The 23,615-nt window shown below is 67.7% G+C and carries 25 protein-coding genes and 3 pseudogenes; 5 read left to right on the forward strand and 23 right to left on the reverse strand.

All coding sequences use genetic code 11. The features are described 5' to 3' along the window. Positions 1-247 precede the first annotated feature (247 nt). Together NI17_RS18075 and NI17_RS18080 are read right to left on the reverse strand one after the other, a co-directional pair. A complete protein-coding gene (locus NI17_RS18075) occupies positions 248-2,203 on the reverse strand; it encodes a polymorphic toxin-type HINT domain-containing protein (protein ID WP_243597542.1) in 1,956 nt (651 codons plus the stop codon). A gap of 478 nt (positions 2,204-2,681) precedes the next feature. Beyond that, positions 2,682-3,218 (reverse strand): PH domain-containing protein, encoded by a 537-nt coding sequence (locus NI17_RS18080; RefSeq protein ID WP_084012380.1) that lies wholly within the window; start codon positions 3,216-3,218, stop codon positions 2,682-2,684. A gap of 559 nt (positions 3,219-3,777) precedes the next feature. Here NI17_RS18080 and NI17_RS24730 point away from each other — a divergent pair. Continuing rightward, positions 3,778-5,016: an integrase core domain-containing protein gene (locus NI17_RS24730; RefSeq protein WP_369975126.1), complete on the forward strand. Its 1,239-nt coding sequence runs from the start codon at positions 3,778-3,780 to the stop codon at positions 5,014-5,016. Between the two features lie 109 nt (positions 5,017-5,125). On the opposite strand, the gene NI17_RS18090 is transcribed toward NI17_RS24730, so the two are convergent. Beyond that, positions 5,126-5,341, reverse strand: coding sequence for a hypothetical protein (locus NI17_RS18090; protein WP_068687971.1), 216 nt, complete (start codon positions 5,339-5,341; stop codon positions 5,126-5,128). Between the two features lie 624 nt (positions 5,342-5,965). After that, entirely contained in the window at positions 5,966-6,139 is a 174-nt protein-coding gene (locus NI17_RS18095) for a hypothetical protein (RefSeq protein ID WP_157129662.1), read from the reverse strand. Positions 6,140-6,339: 200 nt separating this feature from the next. On the opposite strand from NI17_RS18095, the gene NI17_RS18100 reads away from it, so the two are divergent. After that, complete coding sequence (locus NI17_RS18100; RefSeq protein WP_424565562.1) at positions 6,340-7,587, forward strand: IS701 family transposase; 1,248 nt, start codon at positions 6,340-6,342, stop codon at positions 7,585-7,587. 104 nt (positions 7,588-7,691) lie between these two features. Here NI17_RS18100 and NI17_RS18105 read toward each other — a convergent pair whose 3' ends face one another. The 3 genes from NI17_RS18105 to NI17_RS18115 form a co-directional block, all read right to left on the reverse strand. Then, positions 7,692-7,856: a transposase family protein gene (locus tag NI17_RS18105; protein WP_234401901.1), complete on the reverse strand. Its 165-nt coding sequence runs from the start codon at positions 7,854-7,856 to the stop codon at positions 7,692-7,694. A 398-nt stretch (positions 7,857-8,254) separates the two neighbouring features. Beyond that, positions 8,255-8,665, reverse strand: a complete 411-nt coding sequence (locus NI17_RS18110; protein ID WP_147416970.1) for a hypothetical protein — start codon at positions 8,663-8,665, stop codon at positions 8,255-8,257. 115 nt (positions 8,666-8,780) lie between these two features. Beyond that, positions 8,781-9,419 (reverse strand): hypothetical protein, encoded by a 639-nt coding sequence (locus tag NI17_RS18115; RefSeq protein ID WP_234401903.1) that lies wholly within the window; start codon positions 9,417-9,419, stop codon positions 8,781-8,783. Here NI17_RS18115 and NI17_RS24735 point away from each other — a divergent pair. Further along, positions 9,310-9,537: pseudogene (locus NI17_RS24735) on the forward strand (transposase); the annotation flags it as partial. The gene NI17_RS18115 and the pseudogene NI17_RS24735 overlap by 110 nt on opposite strands. 239 nt (positions 9,538-9,776) lie before the next feature. On the opposite strand, the gene NI17_RS18120 reads toward NI17_RS24735, so the two are convergent. Both NI17_RS18120 and NI17_RS18125 read right to left on the reverse strand, forming a co-directional pair. Beyond that, complete coding sequence (locus NI17_RS18120) at positions 9,777-10,040, reverse strand: helix-turn-helix domain-containing protein (RefSeq protein ID WP_147416969.1); 264 nt, start codon at positions 10,038-10,040, stop codon at positions 9,777-9,779. 135 nt (positions 10,041-10,175) lie between these two features. Continuing rightward, complete coding sequence (locus NI17_RS18125) at positions 10,176-10,598, reverse strand: MarR family winged helix-turn-helix transcriptional regulator (protein ID WP_068691042.1); 423 nt, start codon at positions 10,596-10,598, stop codon at positions 10,176-10,178. A 60-nt stretch (positions 10,599-10,658) separates the two neighbouring features. On the opposite strand from NI17_RS18125, the gene NI17_RS18130 reads away from it, so the two are divergent. Then, complete coding sequence (locus NI17_RS18130) at positions 10,659-11,189, forward strand: hypothetical protein (protein WP_068691044.1); 531 nt, start codon at positions 10,659-10,661, stop codon at positions 11,187-11,189. Positions 11,190-11,371: 182 nt separating this feature from the next. On the opposite strand, the pseudogene NI17_RS24740 reads toward NI17_RS18130, so the two are convergent. The 13 genes and pseudogenes from NI17_RS24740 to NI17_RS18190 all read right to left on the reverse strand — a co-directional run. Next, positions 11,372-11,977: pseudogene (locus NI17_RS24740) on the reverse strand (IS630 family transposase); the annotation flags it as partial. Beyond that, positions 11,881-12,294: a helix-turn-helix domain-containing protein gene (locus NI17_RS18135; protein ID WP_068691047.1), complete on the reverse strand. Its 414-nt coding sequence runs from the start codon at positions 12,292-12,294 to the stop codon at positions 11,881-11,883. The pseudogene NI17_RS24740 and the gene NI17_RS18135, both read right to left, overlap by 97 nt. A 92-nt stretch (positions 12,295-12,386) precedes the next feature. Then, a pseudogene (locus NI17_RS18140) lies at positions 12,387-13,232 on the reverse strand (tyrosine-type recombinase/integrase); the annotation flags it as partial. A gap of 14 nt (positions 13,233-13,246) precedes the next feature. After that, a complete protein-coding gene (locus NI17_RS18145) occupies positions 13,247-14,332 on the reverse strand; it encodes an MSMEG_0565 family glycosyltransferase (RefSeq protein WP_068691052.1) in 1,086 nt (361 codons plus the stop codon). Next, complete coding sequence (locus NI17_RS18150; protein WP_068691054.1) at positions 14,329-15,162, reverse strand: carbon-nitrogen hydrolase family protein; 834 nt, start codon at positions 15,160-15,162, stop codon at positions 14,329-14,331. Before NI17_RS18150 ends, NI17_RS18145 begins: the two co-directional genes overlap by 4 nt. Positions 15,163-15,166: 4 nt before the next feature. After that, entirely contained in the window at positions 15,167-16,006 is an 840-nt protein-coding gene (locus tag NI17_RS18155; protein WP_068691056.1) for a carbon-nitrogen hydrolase family protein, read from the reverse strand. Continuing rightward, positions 16,003-17,385, reverse strand: a complete 1,383-nt coding sequence (locus NI17_RS18160) for an MSMEG_0567/sll0787 family protein (protein WP_119268081.1) — start codon at positions 17,383-17,385, stop codon at positions 16,003-16,005. Before NI17_RS18160 ends, NI17_RS18155 begins: the two co-directional genes overlap by 4 nt. Before the next feature lie 2 nt (positions 17,386-17,387). Further along, entirely contained in the window at positions 17,388-18,470 is a 1,083-nt protein-coding gene (locus NI17_RS18165; RefSeq protein ID WP_068691059.1) for an MSMEG_0568 family radical SAM protein, read from the reverse strand. Between the two features lie 600 nt (positions 18,471-19,070). After that, positions 19,071-19,583: an MSMEG_0572/Sll0783 family nitrogen starvation response protein gene (locus NI17_RS18170; RefSeq protein WP_068691061.1), complete on the reverse strand. Its 513-nt coding sequence runs from the start codon at positions 19,581-19,583 to the stop codon at positions 19,071-19,073. Between the two features lie 42 nt (positions 19,584-19,625). Next, positions 19,626-20,453 carry an amidohydrolase family protein gene (locus tag NI17_RS18175; protein WP_068691063.1) on the reverse strand — a complete coding sequence of 276 codons (828 nt, stop codon included), beginning with the start codon at positions 20,451-20,453 and terminating at the stop codon, positions 19,626-19,628. An 86-nt stretch (positions 20,454-20,539) separates the two neighbouring features. After that, the gene (locus NI17_RS18180) at positions 20,540-21,877 is read right to left on the reverse strand and encodes an MSMEG_0569 family flavin-dependent oxidoreductase (protein ID WP_234401904.1); all 1,338 of its coding nucleotides are present in this window, start codon (positions 21,875-21,877) and stop codon (positions 20,540-20,542) included. After that, a complete protein-coding gene (locus NI17_RS18185) occupies positions 21,874-22,158 on the reverse strand; it encodes an MSMEG_0570 family nitrogen starvation response protein (RefSeq protein ID WP_068691065.1) in 285 nt (94 codons plus the stop codon). The genes NI17_RS18180 and NI17_RS18185 overlap by 4 nt, the downstream gene beginning before the upstream one ends. A gap of 318 nt (positions 22,159-22,476) precedes the next feature. Continuing rightward, a complete protein-coding gene (locus NI17_RS18190; RefSeq protein WP_068691068.1) occupies positions 22,477-22,665 on the reverse strand; it encodes a hypothetical protein in 189 nt (62 codons plus the stop codon). Between the two features lie 29 nt (positions 22,666-22,694). Here NI17_RS18190 and NI17_RS18195 point away from each other — a divergent pair, with 29 nt between their 5' ends. Then, a complete protein-coding gene (locus NI17_RS18195; RefSeq protein WP_068691070.1) occupies positions 22,695-23,042 on the forward strand; it encodes a hypothetical protein in 348 nt (115 codons plus the stop codon). 101 nt (positions 23,043-23,143) lie between these two features. On the opposite strand, the gene NI17_RS18200 is transcribed toward NI17_RS18195, so the two are convergent. Beyond that, positions 23,144-23,521: a DUF1330 domain-containing protein gene (locus NI17_RS18200; protein WP_068691074.1), complete on the reverse strand. Its 378-nt coding sequence runs from the start codon at positions 23,519-23,521 to the stop codon at positions 23,144-23,146. Between the last annotated feature and the right edge of the window lie 94 nt (positions 23,522-23,615).

Consider the following 23,615-nt stretch of genomic DNA (forward strand, 5'->3'; position numbering starts at 1 on the left):
TCTGGAGATTATTTCAACATCCACCCCAAAGCGGCCGCGGTGAGCAGTCACACGAACTCGAACCAGCATTCCTCGATACAATCCGGTTTTCCGCTGCATTTCAAGATCACTCGTTACCACGTGCAACCCCCATAGAAGTTTACCCAGCGCTGACCAATGATCAATTCATTGAATCGAGGAATTTTATCCAAGGGGATCTTCCACTGAAGCCCTGGACCTCCGCCATGAGGAAAACCAACAAATTCATTCAGGAAATCCGGATGCATTTCGTATTCATAGTATCCATGCTCATATCCTCCTTGGCCCGCGTAGCTCTCGGTAACAACTGACTTATCACCGACATATGCGCTTTTACTCCGACCTGATGCAGTTCCGGATTCAGACTGTTGGCCTCAGCTGCCCTGTTACCTGCCCTAGGGGAGCGGTAAACCATGGGGTTGCAGTTGTGAACGAGTACCGGGGTCTTGTCCGCGAATACATGGTAGGTGTGGATGTCTTGGACGGTGAGGTTGTGGACGGTGGCTGCCTGGATCCATGCCTGGATGGCGGTGATCTGGACCCAGGTGCCGGCCGAGGTCTGCAGCCACATCCCGGGGACCAGGTCGATGGCATCGACCCACTGGCCGAGTTCGGGGACCCAGAAGGGGTGGCCGTCGGTGGCGAGAATGACGTCGCCGGCCGCGGTCGGCCCGGGAACGCCGTTGCCGTCTCCCTCGTCACCCGCGGGTTTCTCGGTGGTGGCATCCACGGTGATCTCGACCAGGGTCTTGGCCCCCGTGCCGACGATGGTGGCCAGCACTGTTCTGGGACCCTGTTCGCCGGTTTCGGGATCGGTGGCCAGCACTGTTCTGGGACCCTGTTCGCCGGTTTCGGGATCGGTGGCCAGCACCTGGTCGCCGGCCTTGACCTTCTCAATCGGCTTGGACGTGCCATCGGCCATCAACACCCGGGTACCGGGCACGAAGCTGTTGCATCCTCGAACGGCGTTCCGGACCTTCTGCCAGCCGCTCCTCACAGCACTGCCCGCACTCCTGGCGCCGTTCGCCGCAGCCGCCCCCAGTCCCCTCAGCCCGCTCGCCGCCCTGGCTCCGGCGCCGGCCCATCCTCCCGGGGAGATCAGCGTGCCGACGAAGGACTGGATGTAGCCCGCCTTGTACCAGCCGGAGTCCTTGTTCACCCCGAAGACCCGCATGCCCTCGGACATGGTCGTTCCGGTGAGGTGCTCGGTGGCCCACGACATGGGTGACATCTCGTACAGGGCCATCATGGAACCGACGCTGGCATCCCTGAACTGCGGGGCGAACGGGACCCGGTTCACCATCGAGTTCGCTCTGTGGATGCTGTGGCGGACCGTCTGCTGGAAGGTCGGGCGCGGCGGGCGCCACCACCGTCCTACCGCCCCCGAAGAAGGAGCGCTGCTCGCAGCCCTGGCCTTGGCCGCCGCCCTGGCCTTGGCTTTGAACATGCCGCCACGTCTCGTGTACCTTCTCACCTTCAGCCCGTCGGGGTCGCTGAAGCTGACGGGGTTGTTGTTGGCGTAGACGTAGCCGTGGACCTGCTGGGGGTCGGTGAAGTCGATGACCGGGTCGATGGAGACGAACCGGCCGATCGCCGAATCGTGGGCGCACGCCCCCAACTGGACCAGCCCGGTCGACTCGTCGAGGGTGCCGCCCACGAACCCCTTCTCGTCCACCCACTGTCCGGTGGAACTGCGGACGGAGCCGAACGCGGTGAACCGGCGCTGCACGGTCTGCCCACTCTGCGCGTCGATGGTGAGTCCGCCGGTGCCGTGGTGGTCGGCGAACAGCCAGTGAAGGGTTTCGTCGTCCTGGCGGAACGCGACCGTCTCGCCGCCGTGGTCGTAGTAGCGGGTGGCCTCACGCAGCAGCGCGATCTTGTCCAGGCGCACCTCTATGCCGGGCAGGTACAGGGTCGCGTCCTGGGGTGTTTCGCGGATCAGGCGCTGGCCGTCGGCGTCGTAGCGGAACTCTGTCTCGCCGCCGTTCTCGACGACCCGGACCAGGTGGCCTTCGGCGTCCCATTCCAGTTCCTGGCCGTAGTTGGGGGTGAGGCGGCTGGTCATGTTGCCCGCACCGTCGTAGCCGTACTGCTCCAACTGGGTACCGGTGGGGCCGGTCTGCTCGACCTGGGTGAAGGTGTGCGGCTGGGGCTGCCCGGCCGCGACGTCGGCGAGGAACTGCACGTCTGCACTGTGGCAACGACCTTGCTGTCACCGTGACCAGGGATCTGACCTGGACATGCAGCTCGTCCAAGACCTGGCGCAGTCGCGTGGCCTTCCTGGCCAAGCACGTCGATGCCTTCGTGCACCTACCGGTAGGCAGTGGCCAGACTGATGGAATGGTCGCGTACCAGAGCGTCGATGTGGTTGCCGTCACGGAAGCGGCGCAGCACCAGGACCACTTGGTGACGAAACGGGGTCAGTGCCTGAGATCGGCGGGGAGTACCGACGGCGCGGCGGGGTGATCAACCACGGGGCCGTGGAAGGTCAAGCACGGCAGAACAAGAAACCATCGGGAAGATTCTTTCAGTGGGCGTGGTCTTGTGGCGAGAACCGTCCTGCCAGGGATTTCACTCCTGTCAGAAGCCAGGATCCCCCTCACCGCCACCCAGCCCATTTTGTTGAGAGAAACCCACTGAAACTCCCAATCCATAAAGACTTTTCACAAAGTTGCCAGAAAAGCAAGGAGGGTGAAGAACCCGACATACGAACCAATAACTACAGAAATTCCCATTACGGGAATCCTCAGCTGTCCCAAGAGGACATCAGGTTCGCCTTCCAATCGAGAAAGCAGTCTGGAACGCTCCAGATGCTTCTTCGCAATCCGCACCAGTCTGCGGTGTGTGAGGTAACCGGTCAGCTCTCCGATCAACGACCCTCCGTACTGCACGGAGACTATCTCTTCCCCCGAGACAAGTCGAATCATAAAACTACCATTCTGTTCTACTGACTCCACATGACACCAGGGGATACGACTGTAGAAAAATCCATTGACGACCGTAATACCCTGATCATCGACTCGGACTCGGGAATGCCATCCTATGAGCCAGAGAAAGGCCAGCAGGCAGGCAAAAACTCCAGAACCGAAGAACATCTGCCACGGAGCCGGAGATTCCGCCCACATTGCAATTCCAGGAAGAAGCGAGAAAGAAGAAGAGAACCACATCAGGATCTGAAAGAGAGGCCTCCGCACAACCATTCTTCCCACCTATCCATGAAGAAGGGAGAGTACGTAGTTGACAGAGAATCCCAAACCAGAGACCACCGAATTGACCCCCATGTTCTTTGCGTTTTCCCTGAAGTTTATTGAGGTTTTCTCAACGACTTGAGTGCTCGTAGCGGTGGAGGACCAGGGCGGCCCGGACGATGCGGCCGACCGCGGAGGACCTGAGGCTGATGCGGTGCAGGGCGGTGCAGGGCGGTGCAGCGTCCAACCAGCACAACCATGGCCCGTTCGCCCACCGCGCGCAAGACCCGGAGCAGCCGGCCGCGGGCCCGGTTGTCCACGTGCATGCGCGCATGGGAGACCTCCCGGGAGGCCCGAAACGGCGTGTGGACGCCGACACCGGCACCGTCGTAGCCACCGTCGAAACACCACCAGGCCCTCGTGCGCGGCCGCATACCGCAGCAACGGCAGAGCATGCAGGCACGCGGCGGTGAGGTGCACCGCCTTCGTCATCGACGTGTTCTCCCGCCGCGTGGTGGGCCGGCAGGTGTCGAAGTCGCTGCGCACCGACCCGGCCCTGGACACCCCGGAGATGGCAGCGGGCAACCGCGAGCAGCACATCGGCCGCAGCGTCGACGGCCTGGTCCACCACTCCGGCCGCGGCGTGCGGTATCTCGCGGTGCGCTCCACCCAACGCCTGGCCGAGGCTCGCGCGGTGGTCTCGGTCGAATCCACCGGCGACTCCTACGACAATGCCCTGGCCGAGGCGCTCCACTCGCTGTTCAAGGCCGAGCCGGTCCGCAACCGCGGCCCGTGGAAGAACATCGACGACCTTGAACTCGCGGTCGCCGAGTACATCGACTGGTTCAACCACCGCCGCCTGCACGGCGAGATCGGACTGGTCCCACCAGCGGAGTCCGAGACCGACTTCTACCAGCACAATCCCGCTTCGGTATCCGTCGACGCGTTGGTTCCCAGCCTCCAAAAACCCGGCACGAAACACCTTGTAGCCGATGCCGAGTTCGGCCGCCACCTCGGCGAGCCTGCGCCCCTCCAACCGGGTGGCGCCGATCAGCTCCGCCTCAAAGCGGGTGACCACGCCCGCGGCCACGGCCGCGTCCAGCACCTGGTCGGGATGGCCTTCTGCGACCGGCGCGCCGATCCGCGCCTCCACGGCCTCCCCCTCCGGCTCGGGCCGCTGCACCTCGGCCCGGCGGGCGCTCAGCGCGGCCCGCTGTGCCCGGCAGCGCAGGTACCAGGCCAGCCGCGCGTACCGCAGGTCGATGTTGCGCACCGCCTCCACGAACCCCAGCAGTGCCGCCGCCTCGACCTCGGCCACTCCCTCGGCGTCCAGGCCCCGCGTCGCCCGGCGGGCCACCGCCCGCAGCCCCGGCATGCCCAGCCCGACCGCGCCCACCATCCAGTCGGCCGAGACCCGGGCCGAGCGGATCACCCGCCGCCACACCTCATCGCGCAGCCTCTGCTCGGTGGTGCGCGCCATCAGCACGTCGCGGACTTCCACCAGTCCGTAGCCGCGGTCCTCCAGCCCGTCGAAACCGCCGCCGTCCACGCACAGCACATCGGGCACCAGCCGCAGGAACTCCCGCTCGGCCATCCGCAGCGGAGCAGTACCGAACCCCATCACAGACCTCCCTGGTCAAACATCCAGAAACGGACGCCCACCAGGGAAGGCGGCCCCGCGAACACCCGACGGGCAGCGGGCAGCCGCACCGCAGGCAGACCGCGATCAGGACGCTGCCACAGCGTCGGCACCGGAGAGGGAAAGCGGGGCCAGGAGCGGCACCGCCGAAGCCCGCGGCAGAGGGACTGACAGCCTACTGCACACCGTATGAGCTGAGAAAACGTGCCAGATCCCGCCAGTGACAGCCAAGAGCTAACCCGCTTTCCAGCTCTCACCCACTCTGCTCATGTTGCGATCCTCAGCCGTCCCGGAAAGCGGCTGCCAGCTCGATCTCGATGGGCAGGAAGTCGGCGATGTTGTTGTTGCGATCCTCAGCCGCCCCGGAGGGCGGTTGCCACGGCAGCCCCTCGGTGGCCGGGGTTTCCCCGTCGTAGTTGCGATCCTCAGCCGCCCCGGAGGGCGGCTGCCACGGCGCCTGAAGTGCGCAAACGCCACATCGCTTGGCGATGCTCACGACTCAGAAAGGAGTGAAAGTTCCCAAGCAGGCACGAACCTCCTTGGGAACCTCCCTGTAGATCCATGACCACTTCAGGTTCCGAACTACAGCATCAACAAGGCTGTCTTATGGGGGAAGGTGTCGGACTGGATACTACTCCGACCCTCTGTCACAGATCTTGAGACCGGCTCTCAAGGCCCAGGAAACAAAGCCCCCGGACCAATGCGGACCATGTTCGCTCCGTGTTGGCTCTTAAGTTCCGTACGTCGCTGGCACCGCGCGGCACGGCCCGGCATTCGGTGGCTCCCCGAACCGCAGCCTCGGTACCGCAGTGCCGGAAGTGCCTACCCCGCCGCATGACCGGCATCCCTTACTCCACCGGGGTTTCCGCCCCATCCCCGCAACGCCTCTTCCCTCGCCGTCGAGGGGTCTTTTAATCCGCGGGTTCAGGGTTCGATCCCCTGGTGGCCCACCACACAACCCCAGGTCAGAGCCGGTTTCACCGAGGCCCGGGCCTGGGGTTTCGCGCTGTGTTGGCTCTGTGTTGGCTCTTAAGTTCGCGCTCCCCGCATCCGCGCAGGCCACAACCCTGGAGCGGGTGCTCCACCCGGTGCTCCACTGACCGCACGCGGACGGTTCCTCTCAATCCTCGACGTCCGGATTGACCAGATCGTCACGGTTGATGGTCACCGGTCGCGCGGTTCCTAGTCTGCTGGCCGAGACGACCCACTTGGCCCAGACCGTGGCGAGGTACACCCGCACCCCGGCGAGGTCGATGTAGGGCGGCCAGGTCTTATACTCGCCGTCGGTCGGCAACTCCAGTACTCCAGTTGGACTTCCGGTTTGAAACACAATGATCGTGTTCGTAGGGATCTAGTGGTGTTCGACCGCGCTGATCTGGTCGTTTCCCGGACACAGCAACGGCCACCGCCCGATCATCGATGGTTGTGAAGACAACAAATCCCGAGGCGGTGGCCGCAGCCACCACCCTAGCGGCCAACCGCTGGCCCCACCTGCTGAACGAGACCACCAACACGATCATCGACCCCCACCTGGCCCGGCCCGAGACCCGCACCAGTGCCCGCGAGGTGATCCGAGCCCTGCTCGCTCCGCTGGCCCGCAAGAACTGCTGGACCCTGGCCGAGCACGCCGGACATCCCGCCCCTTACCGGATCCAGCACCTGCTCAACCGGGCTGTACTGGACGAAGCGGCCCTGGCCGCCTGCCTGCGCGGCTACGTCATCAGCCACCTGGGCACCGAGGACGTGGTCCTGGTCGTGGACGAGACCGGCGATCTGAAGAAGGGCACCCACACCGCCGGGGTGGCCCGCCAATATACGGGCACCACCGGCCAGATCGAGAACTGCCAGGTCGCGGTCTACCTCGCCTACACCACAGGCGACGCTCACGCGTTGATCGACCACCGCCTCTACCTCCCCTCTTCCTGGTGTGAGGATCCCGACCGACTCCGCACGGCGGGGGTGCCCGAGCAAGTGGAGTTCGCCACCAAGCCGGAGCCGGCCCGCCGGATGATCGCCACCGCCTTGGAGCACACACCCCACGCGTGGGTGGCCGGCGACGAGGTGTACGGCCGTAACCCCGGTCTGCGCGCCTACCTGGAGAAACGAGGGGTGGGGTATGTGATGGAGATGGCCGCCACCGACACGGTCACGACCCCGCGCGGGCCTTTGGCGGTCAAGGAGCTGGCCGTCCTGGTTCCCGGGCAGGCCTGGCGGAAGCGCTCGGCTGGGGCCGGTGCCAAGGGTGAGCGGTTCTACGACTGGGCGCTCATCGACGACCACGCCGACACCCGCGGGGTGCGGTGGGTGCTGATCCGGCGTAGCCGCACCAGTGGTGATCTGGCGTTCTTCCACTGCTATGCACCCGAGGCAGTGCCGTTGGCGAGGTTGGTGGCGGTGGCCGGACGCCGGTGGCGGGTGGAGGAGTCCTTCCAGCAGGGAAAGGGCCTGGCCGGACTGGACGAACACCAGGTGCGGACGTGGACGTCGTGGCATCGGTGGAGCTTGCTGGCCATGACCGCCTACGCCTTTCTCGCCCTGTGCCGGGCCCGGGAACTGCGCCACCATCCGGTGCCGATCGGGGTGGTAGAGCTGGCCTGCAACGAGATCGCCCGTCTGCTGGAGGCCCTGTTCCCGCCCGAGTCCGATCTGGAGCACGTGCTGGCCTGGTCGGTGTTCAGACGCGTCCATCAAGCACACGCTCGGCGCTGCCACTACCGGAGACAGACGGTCCAGGAATCATGACAAACCGGAAGTCCAACTGGAGTACCGGGCAGGCCACCACCTGCACGTTCATGCCGTGCCGGCGATGTTTGCCCGAGGAGAACGGTCGATCAGCCGCCAGACGATCAGCGGCAATGAGGGTGCCGTCGACCACCACGCAAGGCGTGGCCGCGTCGTCGGACGCGGCGTAGCCCCTGTTCCAGGGTGGGGGCCTGGGCAGCGAGCAGGCGGGTGGTTGTGCGTACGTACCGCCAGGCGGTGGTGGTCGAGACGCCGAACCCGGCGGCCAACTGGGTGGAGGGGTTCGTCTTTACGCGGGTGGGCCAGGACGAGCAGGGCCTGGGCAGCGGGTTCCAGCTTGCGCCACCGCGACCGGTTGGCGGTGCGGTGGGTGCGGATGGTGCGGGCGAGGAGGTTCAGGGTATGGCGTGACCACGGTAGACAGGCACGGTGGAACAGCATCCAAGCCTCTGGCGGAACGGTTGATCTTGGTCGACAACCCGTTTACCAGGGGCTTCCTGCTGTTCAGAAGGAGACTGGGGCAACCGGTACGAGGCTGTGACCAGCACCGCCAGGATGAAAAAGACTCACGACCTGCGATGCGTCGGCGAGCGCGATGGCGGTACCCACCACCAGCCCAGGAAGGGTGTTGCGCCGCACCACGACGAGCCCGCCCGCGCCCGGTGCGTTAGAGAGGGCGGCCCCTCCATTGTCCGGAGACGAGCATGAAAGTCAGGGGTATAAGAAGAAAGCTCAGGGGCAGCCAGATACCCCCCTGGAAGGGGAGCAGGCCGACCAGAACGAGAGCTACTATCCCACAGCCCACCCGAAAGCCGGACCCGCCGGCCATCTGCCTTTTCGCGATCTCCAGGACCTCATGCCCCGAAGGTGGCCAGGAGACAGTCGCCTTCCTCCTTCCACCTGCGAACAGAACACCCCCGACATCAAGCACCAAACACACAAGAACAACGAAGACAGCATAGACCGGAAAGAAGGAAGTCTTGTGAATAACAAGAGTTCCAGCCACCATAAGCACAATGGCAACCGATATCTCCCACCAGGTCCTGGCTTTTTCTCTTCTGTTCGCGACATCACCCATCAATGAATTCCATTTCTTGACAATCTACGAACGGCGGGGCCTGAAGTCCTCCCCGGACTGCTGGTCAAGACCGGGGAGGACTTCAGGCCCCTCTTCGCTTCAGAAGCTCAGTACTTCAGAAGCGCCCAGGAGGCTTGGGCATACTGATTCCCAGACCTCGTCTCCACGTGTAGAACAAGTTCACCAGGTCCTTGAGCTCGTCCAGTTTACTCAGCGATCCCGAACCGATGGCACCGATTGCAGTAAATATCAAGAGCTCTATCCAGTTTCTGGAATCCCTGTCAGGATTGCTGATGAGATAGATGATTGCACCGGTGACCGCCCCGATTGCCGACAGCCATATCACAGCAGCTGGATCACATATTCCCACAGTGGACATAGCGCATACAAGCCCGGCGATAGCGAAGAACACCGTGGCAGCTGCGGGGAGCCATTTGACGAACCAAGGGGGCACAGACTTGAGGAACTCCTCGAGCTGCAAGTCGAGTTCGGCAATCCAGGCATTGAACCCTATTACCAGTTCGGCAAACGGATCCACGATCAGGCATTGATACATGTTCGGCAAGCAATCGAAATGCTCAAGAGGAGGAACTGGGCTGTATCCAGCCTTGACTCCATCCGGCGACCGGTTCGGTGTCAACGCGATGAGCGCGATCAGCCCCACCGGCAAGCTGTACTTCACCGTGTTCGAGGACTCCTTCACCGCCCAGGTGTTCCTCGGCTTCCTGGATCGGTGGGTGGGGCACTTCAGCACCAAGGTGCACCTGGTCGTGGACCAGCACTCGGTCCACGGGTCCCGGGCGGTGCGGGAGTGGGTCCACGATCATGCCGAGCGGATCGAGCCGCACTTCCTACCGCCGTATTCGCCCCATCTGAGCCCTGACGAGCTGGTCAACGCCGATCTGAAGCGGTACCTGGCCGATGAGGTCATGACCGATCGCCACCGTATGCGGGCCCAGGTCCGCTCGTTCTTCCGTAGCGTTCAGCGACTCACCGGCCATGTCCGGGGTTACTTCCAGGCCCCGCACACCAGCTACACACCACCAGAACCATCTAGTTCCGGTTCATTCCGGCTCAATAGGCCCTTCCACGCAGTGAACTCCAGGATGGTCTACTTGAGCGCGGATTCCTCACCCTCGGTGAGGAACCGGCCCGTTCCGGTATTGCGGCCCGGCTTGCCCGAGCGGAGCGCCTCGGCCCCTCCAGCCTCGCTGCGAGCCTTCCACCGCGCGATCGACTTGGTCGAGACCCCGAAGACCTCGGCAGCCTGGTCCTCCTCCAGACCGCGGTCGATGGCGTCCATCACCCGCATCCGCACCGCTTCCTGCTGCGCCGGAGAGAGTTTCCGCATGTCCACCAGAAGTTCATCAGCCACAACTACACAACGAACGAGACACCGTTGAGTGATGGATCACTATCGCCGATCAGCACCCCGCATGGGACGTGCGAGCGTCCCATGCGGGGTGTGGTCGTAGGTATCTCCGTTGCAGAGAGTTCGTCCCACTGCTGGTCACAGCAATCGGCCGATGATTGCCCTGAGCGCTGTCACATCGTCGGGCCCGAGTCGGTCCAGCAGGTGACGATGGGTCGAGGCGTCCAGAGCCGGCACCGAAGCCTCGATCGTGCGTCGCCCCTCCGGTCGCAGCGCCACTTCGACACCGTTCGCGACCTTGTCCCGCACCACATAGTCCCGTTGCTCCATTCTGGTCAGTAGGTGCGAAAGCCGTGTCCGATCCCAGCCCAGGGCCGCGGCAATGGCCGCCTGCCGCAGGACACCACCGGCATCGTGCAGGCACACCAGGACGCTCAACTCGGGCTCCGAGAGACCCGACGCCACAGTCATGTCGGCGATGACCGCAGCGCGAACCGTCTCGTAGGCACGCTTCCACAGCAACCACAGCGCAGTAGCCTCACCCGGCCTTGGTGTTGACATATCAACACCTTTCTTTAGAATCCAAGACCACAAGACAAACTACAAGCAAGGATTACAGCGATGCTCGATCCCCGACGGCCCTATCTCAGCCTGCGCGTCGTGGCGCTACTTCCGCTCGTGCTGTTCTTCCCAGCCGTGGTCGCCTTCTTCGTCAACCCGACAGTGGTGTGGGGCGAATACCTGGGGGTCTTCTTCCACCTCTCCATCCTCTTCCTCGTCTCGCGCCTGGATGCGGCATCGTGGGCCAAGGCCGCCGGCTACGGATGGGTGACCTTGGACGTGCTCGCCGGCATTCTGATGATCAACGACATTCCCTACGACACGGCCTGGGCGGTCCGGCTCGGCGGGCATGTCCTCGCCGGCGTCTGGATCGTGTCGAGCTCCCTGGTCTCCAAAGTCTGGCCGGTCCGCATAGTCGGTGTGATCACCGGACTCTGGCTCGCCTCGTACTCTTTCGTAGGGGACGTGCTTCCGGAGTCGTTCCTGAGTCCGGCCGGCATCTGCATCCTGGTCTGGTTCGCCCTCCTGGCGATCTTCCACCGATCAACCGGGGAGCGATCCGCGGGCTCGGCGAGCCCGGCGTTGGTGTAACGGCTCTCTTGTCTGTCGCGACCTGCCCGGTCCCCTATTGAGCCGGAACTAGATGGTTCTGGTGGTGTGTAGCTGGTGTGCGGGGCCTGGAAGTAACCCCGGACATGGCCGGTGAGTCGCTGAATGCTACGGAAGAACGAGCGGACCTGGGCCCGCATACGGTGGCGATCGGTCATGACCTCATCGGCCAGGTACCGCTTCAGATCGGCGTTGACCAGCTCGTCAGGGTTCAGATGGGGCGAATACGGTGGTAGGAAGTGCGGCTCGATCCGCTCGGCATGATCGTGGACCCACTCCCGCACCGCCCGGGACCCGTGGACCGAGTGCTGGTCCACGACCAGGTGCACCTTGGTGCTGACGTGCCCCACCAACCGATCCAGGAAGCCGAGGAACACCTGGGCGGTGAAGGAGTCCTCGAACACGGTGAAGTACAGCTTGCCGGTGGGGCTGATCGCGCTCATCGCGTTGACACCGAACCGGTTGCCGGTCCCGGCCGTGGTCGGGGTGTGCCCTCGCAGACCCCAGGTGCGACCCGCCGGGTGGTCTGAGCGCACCCCGACCTGGTCGGCGAACACCACCCGCTCCCCGTGGGCGCGGGCCCGCTCGCGTAGAGCGGGCCAGGTGCGCCCGGTCCACTCCTGCTGGGCCCCGGGGTCGGTTTCGAACGCGCGCCGGTCCGGGCGTTGGAAGGTCAGCCCCAACGGCGCAGGATCTTGCGTATGCCCCGGTCGGTGAAGGTGGTGCCGAACAGCTGTTGGACCAAAGCGGCGACCTTGACAGCGGTCCACAGGGTGCCGCCCAACCCCAACTCTTGGGGCTCGTACTCCAGGAGCGCCTGGGCCAGGGCCTGTTCCTGGGCAGGGGTGAGCTTGGTGTGCTCACCGGGTTTTCGGCCCGGCCTGCCCGAGCGCAGGCCTTGGGCCCGGTCTGCTTCTTGGCGGCGGCGCCAGTTGCGGATCGAGTCGGGGCTGACGCCGAAGACGCGCACGGCTTCGGCCGGGCCCATGCCGTCGTTGACCGCGCCCATCACCCGCATCCGCAGTGCTTCCTGTTGGGCGGGTGCGAGTCTGCGCATGTCCACCCGCAGGTCACCGTCATCGCTCATGTACCTGTAACACCACAGGAACCAACAGATTCCGGCTCAATACCAGACCCCGGCCGCGCCTCTCACCCTACTCGTAGGTACAGAAAACACCATCACTCAGCGGGGTCGAGGAGGGCTGCGGTGGCTGCTGCGGCGGCTTTGGCGACGTCGGGGTAGACGTGCTGGTAGGTGTCCTGGGTGAAGTGGGTGGTGGCGTGCCCCAGCTCAGCGGAGACCACCTTCACGTCGACTCCGGCGGCGAGCATCATCGAGGCTGCGCCGTGGCGTAGCCCGTGCAGCCCGATCGGGGGCAGGCCCTCCCAGGAGGCGATGCGGTGGAACTGGTCGGTCACCCACGCCGGATGCAGCGCTTGGCCCTGTTCGTCGGTGAACACCAGGCCTGAGTCCTGCCAGTCGGCTCCGGCTCTGAGCCGTTCGGCGGCCTGCTGTCTGCGCCAGGCGCGCAGGACTCTGGTGGTGCCGTCGTCGAGGGTGACGGTGCGCTGCCCGGCCAGGCTCTTGGGAGTGGTGGTGATCGTCTCCCAGCCCAGTTGCACGATCTGGATGCGGATGTCGATGGTGCCTTCGGCCAGGTGGGTTTCGGTCCAGGGCAGGCCCACGGCCTCGCCGCGGCGCAGTCCCTTCATCGCGATCAGGTGGAACAGCGCGTAGAGGCGGTGGCCTCTGGCGCGGCGCAGGAAGGCGCGGGTCTGCTCGGGCGTCCAGACCATGACCTGGCAGAGCACCCGACCGCTCCATTTCCACTGGGCAACGCGTTCGGGGGTCCAGACCAGGGGCCGGGTGCGGGGCGCGCTCGGCAGGTGCACGTGGACGGCGGGGTTGAGGGACAGGGGCAGGTCGGGGCGGCGCAGTGCGGTGTTGAGTGCGCTGCGCAGGGTGGCGCGGACGCGGTGCTGGGTGGCGGCGCCGACGGTGCGCAGACCCCACACCCAGGCCCGCTGGATCCGCCGCCTCAGCTCCTGTCGATCAGGCGGCGGTAGAGGTCCAGGTGGCTGACGGCCGCCCTCTCCCAGCTGTAGCTGGCCGCGAGGGTTCGCCCCGCCGCTCGCAGGGACTCCGGGTCCTCGAGCGCGGCCCGCATCTGGACCGCGAACCCGGCGGGATCGGCGGCGAATCGGGCGGCACCCCCGAAAACCTCGCGCAGCACGGGAAGTTCACGGGTGACCAGCGGCACGCCAGCGGCGAGGGCCTCCATCGCGGCCAGCCCGAATCCCTCCTTCGTCGAGGGGAAGGCGAACACGCTCGCGGCGGCCACCAGAGACGGAAGGTCGCCATGGTCCACCGCGCCGAGCACCACCGGCTCGACGCCCAACTCGGCGGCGCGCTTGTCGAAACGGGTGCGGTAGTCGCGGTAGTCGAACAGGGTCTCCCCACCGGCGATCACGAGCCGCACACCGGGCACGGACCCGCGCAGGAGAGCGTAGGCCTCGAGCAGGTCCAGCGTGCCCTTGCGCGGCTCGATGCCGCCGACGGTGAGCACGTAGCGGCCCAGCTCCGAGCGCCACCGCCGCGTGGCGGCTCGGTCCTCGGCGGCGAGCGCGAACCGGCGCGCGTCGACGCCGTTGGGAATGACGGCGGCCTCGATTCCCCAGCCCTGCCGGAGTTCTTCCGCCACCGCCGCGGACACGCAGACATGGGCGAACGGGCGCACGATGGCCCGCTCGTGGCAGGCAGCCAACTCCGGGGTGGTGAAGTGGTCGACGTGGTGCACCGTCCGGACGCACCGTTGCGCCGCGTTGGCGCTGATGCAGTCCTGGGCGTGCACGATGTCGTGGTCGGCCGGTTCGAACGCGGCGCGCAGCGTCTCGATCGAGCGCAGGATGCGCGGGCCGACGCCTTCGCCCTCGCGGTCGGGGAACGGCACGATCCGCAGCCGGACCCTGGGGTCGACCGGCCGGAAGAAACCGCTGTCGCCACCCCGTCCCAGGGCCCACACGGTGACCTCCTGGCCAGCCGCGGCCAGCGCCTCGGCGAGCGCGAGGGTGTGCACGACTCCACCGCGTGGCCTGGTCGAGTAGCTCAGCAGCGCGATCCTCACAGGGTTCTCCGGTAGGCGGCCACCTTGCGTTCACGGAGGTGGTCATGCACGCGCCGGGCGTTGGCGATCGCCATGGCCACGTCGACCTCGGCGACCGCGATTCCGGCCTTGCTCCAGGTGCGGGCCAGGATGTCCCCGCCCGGCCCGACCACCTTGGCCTGGCCGAGGAAGCGCATCCCGCCCATCGCACCGGTCTGGTTCGACGAGGCCAGCACCACCTGGTTTTCGGCGGCCCGCGCCTGGTCGTAGAGATCGAAGAGGCGGGACTGCCGGTCCTGCGCCATCCGGGGCGCGCGGTTGGTGATGCTCGTCGGCCACGCCGACAGGCAGGCCACGATCTCCGCGCCGTCCAGGGCGAGGCTGCGTGCCGACTCGGGGAAGGTCTTGTCGTAGTCGATGAGCATGCCGACCCGGCCGACCGGGGTGTCGAAGGCGGCGAAGGTGTCCCCCGCGGAGTACGCGGCGACCTCACCCGGTGGCTGGTGCACCTTCCGGTGATGCCCGAGAATCCCGTCCCCGGTCACGCACACCGCGGCGTTGTACCGGTCGCCCCCCGCCGCTTCGCAGTATCCGACGCACACGACCATCTCCGCCGCCAGCGCCGCGATCTGCTTGAGGCGGGGGCTGTCCCGCTCGAGCGCGGGCGGCAGCACCTCCGGGTCGGGATGTCGCAGGTCGGCCAGGTAGCCGCCGAGCGCGGCGTCCGGCAGCACCAGCAGGGAGACCCCGGAACCACGGGCGTGCTCGATGAGCGTGGCGATGCGCTGCAGGTCGAAATCGAGGTCGCGGCCGAAGTGCGCGGCCACCGCCCCGATGCGTGTCACACCCATACGGTCAGCACCTCGTCGCGGCGAGGTCTTCGTAGGCCTCGGGTCGCCGGTCCCGCAGGTGGCTCATGGACCGCCGAGCCGTCTCCAGCGCCTGCCGCACGTCGAACTCGGCGACCGCGAGGCCCTCGCGGACCCCGGTGTCGGAGACGATCTCGCCGCCCGGGTCGACCACCTTGGCGCTGGCCACGAACCGCAGGTCGCCGAAGGTACCGGACTGGTTCGCCGACAGCCACACGATCTGGTTCTCCAGTGCGCGCGCCCGGTCGAACAGGTCGAAGCGGCGCTTCCACCGGTCCTGCGTGAGGTCCGCCGCGGCGTTGGTCCGGCTACCGGGCCAGGCCGACACACACACCACGATCTCGGCGCCGTCCAGTGCCAGGGACCGCGCCGCCTCGGGGAAGGCCTTGTCGTAGCAGATCATCATGCCGAGTCGGCCGACCGGCGTGTCGAAGGCGGCGAACTCGTTGCCCGCCCAGTAGGTGGCGTCCTCGGACAGCGGCTGGTGCACCTTGCGGTGGTTGCCGAGCACGCCGTCGCCGTGGACGCAGACCACGCTGTTGTACAGGCGGTCACCGGCGTCCTCGCAGTATCCCGCGGTCACCACCATGTCGCCGGCCAGCGCGGCGAGCCGGCGGATCTCGGGACCGTCCAACGCCAGCGCCGGCGGACCGGCCGCGCCCCCGTCGAGGTTCGCCAGGTACCCGCCGAGGCACGCTTCGGGCAGGGCGAGCAGCCGGACCCCACTCGCGCGTGCCTGGTCGATCAGGGAGGAGATCCGCGCGAAATCGGCCTCCAGATCGCGGTCGAACGGCGCGGCCACCGCCGCCATGCGCAGGCTACTCAAGAAATCCCCAATCCCGTCACACCGGACTCGATCACCCGGGTCCGCTCTCCATCCGGCCAGCGCAGCATCACGCCGCTGCCGGTCACCAGCTCCCCGCACTGGGCGCTCACCGCTGGTCCGGCCGGCAACGGCTCGCCGCCGGGTGCGTCCGCGGTGAGCATCGCGAACCCCGGGAAGCAGGTGAGCCAGTCCCCGACCGTCGCCCCGGCCGGCCGCGGCACGTCGGCGACGTCCAGCACCGCCCCGCAACCGCTGGCCTCGGCGAGCATTCCCAGGGTGCCGACGATGCCCGCCATCGACACGTCCTTGGCGGCGGCGGGCCGGGCCGCCGCGACGGAGGCCAGCATCGCCCGTAACTCGGGGGTCCGCCGCGAGGTGGTGGAATCCCACTGCCTGCCCGCGTGTCCGGGCCGCCAACGCCCGGCGAGGTCGGCGGTGAGCCGCACCCGGTGCCCGGCTTTCCCTCCGCCGCCCGGAACCGGCCGGGCGGTGCGGCCGAGCGCGGTGACCGACAGTGCGGCGGGTACCCCGAGCTGCGTGTGCCCGCCGAGCACGGGCACGTCGTACGCCTGGCTCGCCCGCCGCAGGCCGGCCAGCACGCGGGAGGCGAACGACCGGTCCCTCGCCCCCAGCGCGTCGAGCAGGCCCACCGGGGCGGCGCCCATCGCGGCGAGGTCGTTGACGTTGACCAGCACCGAGCACCAGCCCGCCCAGTCCGGATCGCGCTCCACCATCGACGGAACGATCGCGTCGCACGCCGCCACCACATCGCTGCCCGGCACCGGAACGCCGTCGTCACCCACGAAGCCCGGGACACCGGTCAACCCGGTCAGCAGCGGCCCGAGATCGCTCTTGGTGGTCTTCGCCAGCGCGGCGATCCGGCCGATCGGCCACCGCATCAGCACGTGCGGGCGGTCGGCCACGGTCACCGGGCGCACGGCGTCCCAGCCGAGCCGGCGGAACAGGCGCTCGTTGCGGGCCTGCACCGTGGCCTCGAACCGCAGCACGCCGGCGTTCTCGGCATGCGCGCACGCCGCCCGGACCAGTGCGGGGCCGATCCGCCCGCGGCTCGACGGGGCGACCACCAGCCGCCCGCCGAGCCACCAGCCCAGGTCCGGTCCCGCGTCGGCGGGTCCCAGCCGGACCCCGCCGAGGACCGCGCCCTCACGGTCACGGGCGACCAGCACGATCGTCCGGGGGTCGTCGTCGTGCGCGTCGAGGTCGTGCCCGGTGAACAGGCCCTGCTCGTGCACGAACACCTCGGTCCGCAGGGCGCGGTAGGCCGCGACCGTCGCCGCGTCCTCGGCCCGCTCGATGCGGAAGGCCGGCTGCCGCGCGATGCTGGCCTGGTCGCCCAAGACCGCGAGGACGTCCATCATGGTCACGCCCCCGCCGCGCTCAGGGCACCGCAGGCCCCGCACGCCGCGCATCCGGCTCCCTGGTCGGCACCCCTCATCCCGGCCCCGCGCAGCAGGGCGGCCACCCGCTCGGTGACGTCGCGGACCAGCGCCGGCTCGGGGGCCTTGGCACCGTCGCGGCGGGCCAGCGTGCCCAGCATCGGCCGCATCGGCACGACGAACGGGTACACCCCGCGCTCGATCAGCCGTGCCGCGCCGTCCACCAGCTCGTCGGGATCCTCGCCGAGACCGATCAGGAGGTAGGTCGAGACCCGGTTACGGCCGAACACGCGCACCGCCTCGTCCCACGCGGCCTCGTACTCGCCCAACGGCACGGTCGACTTGCCCGGCATCCACCGTCTGCGCACCTCGTCGTCCAGTGACTCGACGTGGATGCCGATCGAGGTCGCTCCCGCCTCCCGTAGCTCGGCCAGCACCGCGAGGTCGCCGGGCGGCTCGATCTGGACCTGGACCGGCAGGCCGGGTACCGCCTCCAGCACCGCCCGCACACACCGCACGAGGTGCCGCGCACCGCGATCCGGCCCAGCGGTGGTGCCGGTGGTCATCACCATCTGCCGGACGCCGTCCAGCCGCACCGCGGCCTCGGCGACCTCGGCCAGTTGCGCCGGGGTCTTCGCCGCGACCGTCGAGCCGGATCGCAACGACTCCTCGATGGTGCAGAACCGGCAGCGCTGGTCCTCCCCGTACCGGACGCAGGTCTGCACCACCGTGGTGGCGAGCACGTCCCGGCCGTGCAGCAGGGCGATCTTCCGGTACGGCACGCCGTCCGCGGTCGTCAGATCGTAGAACCGTGGCCGCGCGACGGGTTCCACCGACAGGCCGAGATCGATGGCGCCGTCGAACACCCGCCCGTCCCGGACCGTGTAGGGGCTCTCCGGGTTCAACGGCAGCGCCGCGTTGGCACCGTCGACCACCAGGTGTCCGTCATCACTCGGCCCGGCGCCCTTGCTCCGTCGCACCGGCGTGTCCACCCGCACGCCCCGCACGGCGAGATCGACCCTCGCCGCGAGCTTCTCCGCCGTCTGCTCATCTACGTCAACGCGCACGACACTCCCTGAAAGCTCCGGCCCCGTCGGAATCGAGTCAATACGGGGTCCGTTTCCTCGCCATGACATCCGGACTACGGCTGTATTAGCCGTGCTATGTGGATACTTCGGAAGAAAACGGCGCGCGGGACGAGCGCGCCGCCGCGCCCACCCCGCGCACTGACACTCGGGCCTCCCTGCGTTGTGGGATCGACTTGCCCAGCGCGGGCGGCACGGCCGGGGTCGGGAAGACGTACAGCGGGGCGGGGGTGAGATCACACCGAGCACCTTTGCCCGGCATCCGGTCGTACGTGGGGTCACCGCGACGGACAGGAAGGCGGTCAGCCGGACGACCGGGACCGGCGACAGCACCGGCTTCCGTCGGGGAACTCCCACCAGAACAGCGGCACGGTCGCCACCGCGACAGCGAGGTTGCCGATCGGTTGGGGACCGGGCCTCCTGTCGGACCGAGTGCCACGGAGAACGTGACGGTTCCCGTACGGGGAACTCCCGTGGCACCCGGTACCGTGGCGATGACGATGGCGGCCCGCGCGGAACCGGCGATGTCGGCAAGCCGCCCGGACGGACGGCAGCCCACGGACACGGACTGGTCCGCGGCGGTTACCACATGTAGGTGGAGTTGATGATCGCACCCTTGCGGGCGTAGTGGATCAGGGCGTCCTGCACGTCGAGCGGGTGCGTCGGAATGACACCCTGGATCAGGTCCTCCTCCCGGAGTCCGTGCAGCGAGAGACCGAAGCGGCAGCAGTACACCTTGCCGCCCTCCTTGATGAAGGTCTTCAGCTGGTCGTTGATGTTGTGCTCACCGGGAAACGCGGAATTTCCGGTGGTCGGGAATCCACGGGTCGCCATGCAGTTCATCGCGCCGGGTCCGTAGAAGTAGATCGCGGACTCGAACCCCTTGCGCAGCGCGCGGGTCGCCTGCAAGATCGCCACGAAACTCACCGACGACTCGTGCGCGATGCCGTGGACGAGGGTGAAGTACGACTGACCGGGCTCGGCCTGGTAGTCGGGAAAGACCTTCGTCCCGCCGTAGATGCTGGACCCTTCCGGCAGCGAAGGGTGCGGGATCTCCTCAAGGCTCTGCTTCTCGGTTTCGGTCAACTCGGACACGTGCTCTCCTTTTGTTCGGTGGATACTCTTCTCACCACGGTGCTATCCGTAGAGCTTTTCGAAAGTGCCGCGGAAAACGAGGTCCGCGAGTTCACCGCCACCCGTGGCGGCGCGCAGCCGCGCGTACTCGCCCTCGTGGTCTCCCCAGGGCTGGTCGCTGGCGAACAGGATCCGGTCGTGCCCGATCCCGCGCCGGTCGATCTCCTGGGCCAGCCAGCGAGGCGCGAAACCGATCGACCACGAAAGGTCGGTGTAAACCCGCTTACCGGCCTCGATCCAGTCGAAGAACCGGTGCGAGACCAGCTTGATGTGACCGCTCATGCCGCCACCGAAATGCACCAGGTGCACCGCCACGTCGTCGCCGTAGGTGTCGACGAGGTTCCCGACCTCGTCGATATCCGAAGCCGCGCCGGGCGAGGTGTGCACATGGACCACGAGCCCGTGCTCGCGGGCCACCGCGAAGATCCGGTCCAGGCCGGCACGGCACGCCGGATCGTCCGGTCGGCCGCCGAGCAGGAAGCTGAGCTTGAGCGCCCGCACGCCCGGTTCCCCCGCCAGGGCCAGCGCGGCCGCGGTCCGCTCCGCGTCGCGCGCCAGCGGGGAGACCCACAGCCCGGCCCGGATCCGGTCGTCGCGGCCCGCCGCCTCCACGCACAATTCGTTGAAGGAGAAGGCGATATCCGGATCAGGAACACCGTAATTGGGAATGACGAGCGCCCGCTCGGTACCCTCGGCGTCCAGATCCGAGATGAGTTCGTCGATCGTCGCCCGGGCGCTGATGTCGGGCCGCACCGCGGGACCCCCGTAAAAGGGGTACGCGGGCATCACACCGATATGCCGGTGCGCGTCGTGAACGCCTCGGTCAGCCATGGCACCAATTCCACCGGTCGATCATTTCCGAATCATGTCCTCAGGAAAAAAGCGGCGTTTCATGACTTCAGGAAGGTTGGACCGCTTCAGGCCACGGTGCGGGTCGCCGTCCAGTACTCGTCGCTGGGAAAGGTGCTCTCCGGCGTCCCCGCGATCCACGGCACCTCGCTGGCGGCCCCGTCGCGCCGCGCCGACGCGATGCACGACGCGAGATACGCGGCGTCGTCGGCCACCCCGCAGAACCGGCCGGAGCCCCAGGTGTGCTGCCAGGGCAGCCCGATGAAGTACAGGCCCGGGCAGCTGGTGACGCCGCGCTCGTGTGCGGGATACCCCCGCCCGTCGAAGACGGGGACGTCGATCCAGCGGTAGTCCCGGCCGAACCCGGTGCACCACACCACCGAGGTGATCTGTGACGTGTTGACGTCCAGTTCGGACGGTTCCGCGCCCGGTTCCCACACCGGCACGTAGCGAGCCTCGATGGGGGCGTCCACCCCGCTGGCACGGATGTGGGCGTCGATCGCGTCCTTGATTCCCTCCGACACCGCGTCGGCATGATCGAGGTTCTGCTTCAGATCGGGTGCGAAGCGCAGCACCCCGTCGCGGATGTCGGTGAGCCTGCCGTACAGCCGCATCCCGCCGCGGGCGAACGCCCGCAGATCGATGTCTCGGCCGCCGTCGCGACCGGTGACATAGTGGTTGGCCCGGAACCGCACCGCGTCGGCGTCCTCGAACTCGTCGATGCTCCGCCGGTAGTACCCCATGTCCTCCAGCCAGGCGACCACGTCACGCCCCCGGTAGAACCGCGCGACCCGCGGCGCGCTGCCCACCGCGAGATGCACCCGCCGCCCCGCCAGATGGAGGTCCTCCGCGATCTGGCAGCCGGACTGGCCGGTGCCGACGACGAGTACCTCGCCCGGCGGCAGTTCCGCGGCGTTGCGGTATTCGGAGGAGTGCAGTTGCACCACGTCCGCGGGCATCCGCTCGGCGAGCCGCGGCTTGAGCGGCACCTGGTACGGTCCGGTCGCCAGCACGACCTGGTCCGCGGTCAGCTCTCCGTGCGTGGTGGCTATCCGGAACCCGCCTCCCTCGGCGAGCCGCAACCGGGTCGCGGTCACTCCCTGGACGAGCGGGACGTCGAAGGACTCCGCGTAGTCCTCGATGTAGCGCACGATCTCGTCGCGGACCATGAACCCGTCGGGATCGGCGCCCCGGTAGGGGAAACCGGGCAGTCGGCACTGCCAGTTCGGGGTGACCAGGCAGAACGAGTCCCAGCGCCGGTTCCGCCATTCGCTCCCCGGGCGGTCCCGCTCCAGCACGACGTGGTCGATGCCCGCCCGGCACAGGTGGTAGCTCGTGGACAGCCCGGCCTGCCCGCCGCCCACGACCACCACCGAGCGGTGCACCCCCTCCAGGTCCGTCTTCACCGCTCGAATCCCTCCACCACGACGCTCGCCTCCTGGTCGGCGAACTCGGCGGCCTTGCTCTCGATGTCCGCCATCTGCACCACCGTCTGCGCGCATCCGAATCCGTAGATCTCGCGCACCCGCTCCGAGGCGGCGGTCAGCGCCTTTCTGCTCAACGTGACGAACTCGGCCACGGAGTAGGAGCCGCCAGCGCGGAAGACGTCCTCGACCACGGTCGAGGGGGAGTAGCAGCGGTGGACCGAGTCGTCCGGCCAGCGCACGCGGAACAACACTTCAGGCACGATCGCCTCCTGCACTCCATTGACGACGGAGACCAGTGGACCGGGCGCCCGTTTCCGACCTGTTTCATCCGGAACATCTGCGAGTTATCGATCGCCGGAGGCCGTTACAGTACGGTTCCGACTCGTGCCGGTGGCAGAGGTGCGGCGGCTCGGTCGCAGCCGCACAGCACGGTCCCACGCCGCGTGGCGGCCGTCGGCCCCGATCACTGGCCTCGACGCCTCACCGCGCGGCTCTCCGGCCCACCACGGCATCCCGCTCGCGCCCACGCTGACCGGCACGGCGCCACCCGACTCCTGCCGCTGCTCGACGCGCTGTCGTCACAGCGGTGTGGGCACCGTCACCCACGTCGGCGCCGCGACCGTCCCGCTGGAGGTCGGCGGACTGCGCCTGATCACCGATCCGGTGTTCGACCCCGTCCACTCGGAGTACGACCACGGGTCGCGGTGCGCGACCGGAACGCGATCCTGGGCGCGGACCGCCACCTGCTCGCCGACCGCGGCTACCACGTGCCGCTCAGCGTGGTCGCGCGAGGCCGGTGTGCGACCGGGCTGCTCTGTACCGGTGCTTTCCCAGCCGTCCGCACCTCGCCCTCGCCGTGTTCGAGGAGAACTTCGCCGGACTGGAGGCCCTCGCCGCCGAACCGGACCCGGGCGCCTTCGCACGGCTGTGGCGCAGGCTGCCGGACCCCACCGTCGAGGAGACCGCGTTTGTCGAGATGGGATGGACGCCCGCCGCAGCGTCCCCGACCACGACGGCGACCGGCGACTGCGGGCGCTGGTCGAGGACCCGTTGCGCCGCGTCCGCCGGGCCGGACTCGTGGACGCCTACCCCACCCCCGACGACGTGCTGCTGGCCCAGCGCATGGTGCACGGCGTGGCCGTGACGGCGCTGGGCCGCTTCCCCGCGTTCGCCGGATCTCCGCGACGTCCACCCCGCTCTGCTGCGTCTTCTGTTCCGGCCGTGCGGCGGCGGGTGCGGCCGGTGTCAGGAGTCGCGGCGGGAGGTCCAGGGGACGGTCGGCTGGAGCACGGCCTCGGTCAGGGCACGGGTGCGCAGGCCGGTGATCTGCTGGTACCCGGGGTCGGCGACCATGCGGCCGAACGCCTCCCGGCTTGGGTAGCGCACGAGCAGCACCGCGTCCCAGGCCTGCCCCTCCTCGGCGACCAGGGGTGTCGCACCGTCCCCGGCGTAGAGCACCTCGGCTCCGTACCGCTTCAGAAACTCCCCTGCCCGCCGTGTGTACTCCGCGTACGAGGAGCGGCCGTCCGGGGTGAACCGCAGCAGGTTGAGCATGATGACGGGGCCGCCCGGGTCCTCGTCCAGCATGCGTGCGAGATCGGCTCCTGCGGGGTCGACTGCCATGGTGGCTCCTTGTCCTGGTCGGCCGCCGCGACGCGGCCGCACTCGCCGTGCCGGGGCGGCGGAAAGCCCGGGCGTGCCACGCCAGTCTTACATA

It is taken from the genome of Thermobifida halotolerans (assembly GCF_003574835.2).
In the GTDB taxonomy this organism is placed as follows: Bacteria; Actinomycetota; Actinomycetes; order Streptosporangiales; family Streptosporangiaceae; genus Thermobifida; species Thermobifida halotolerans.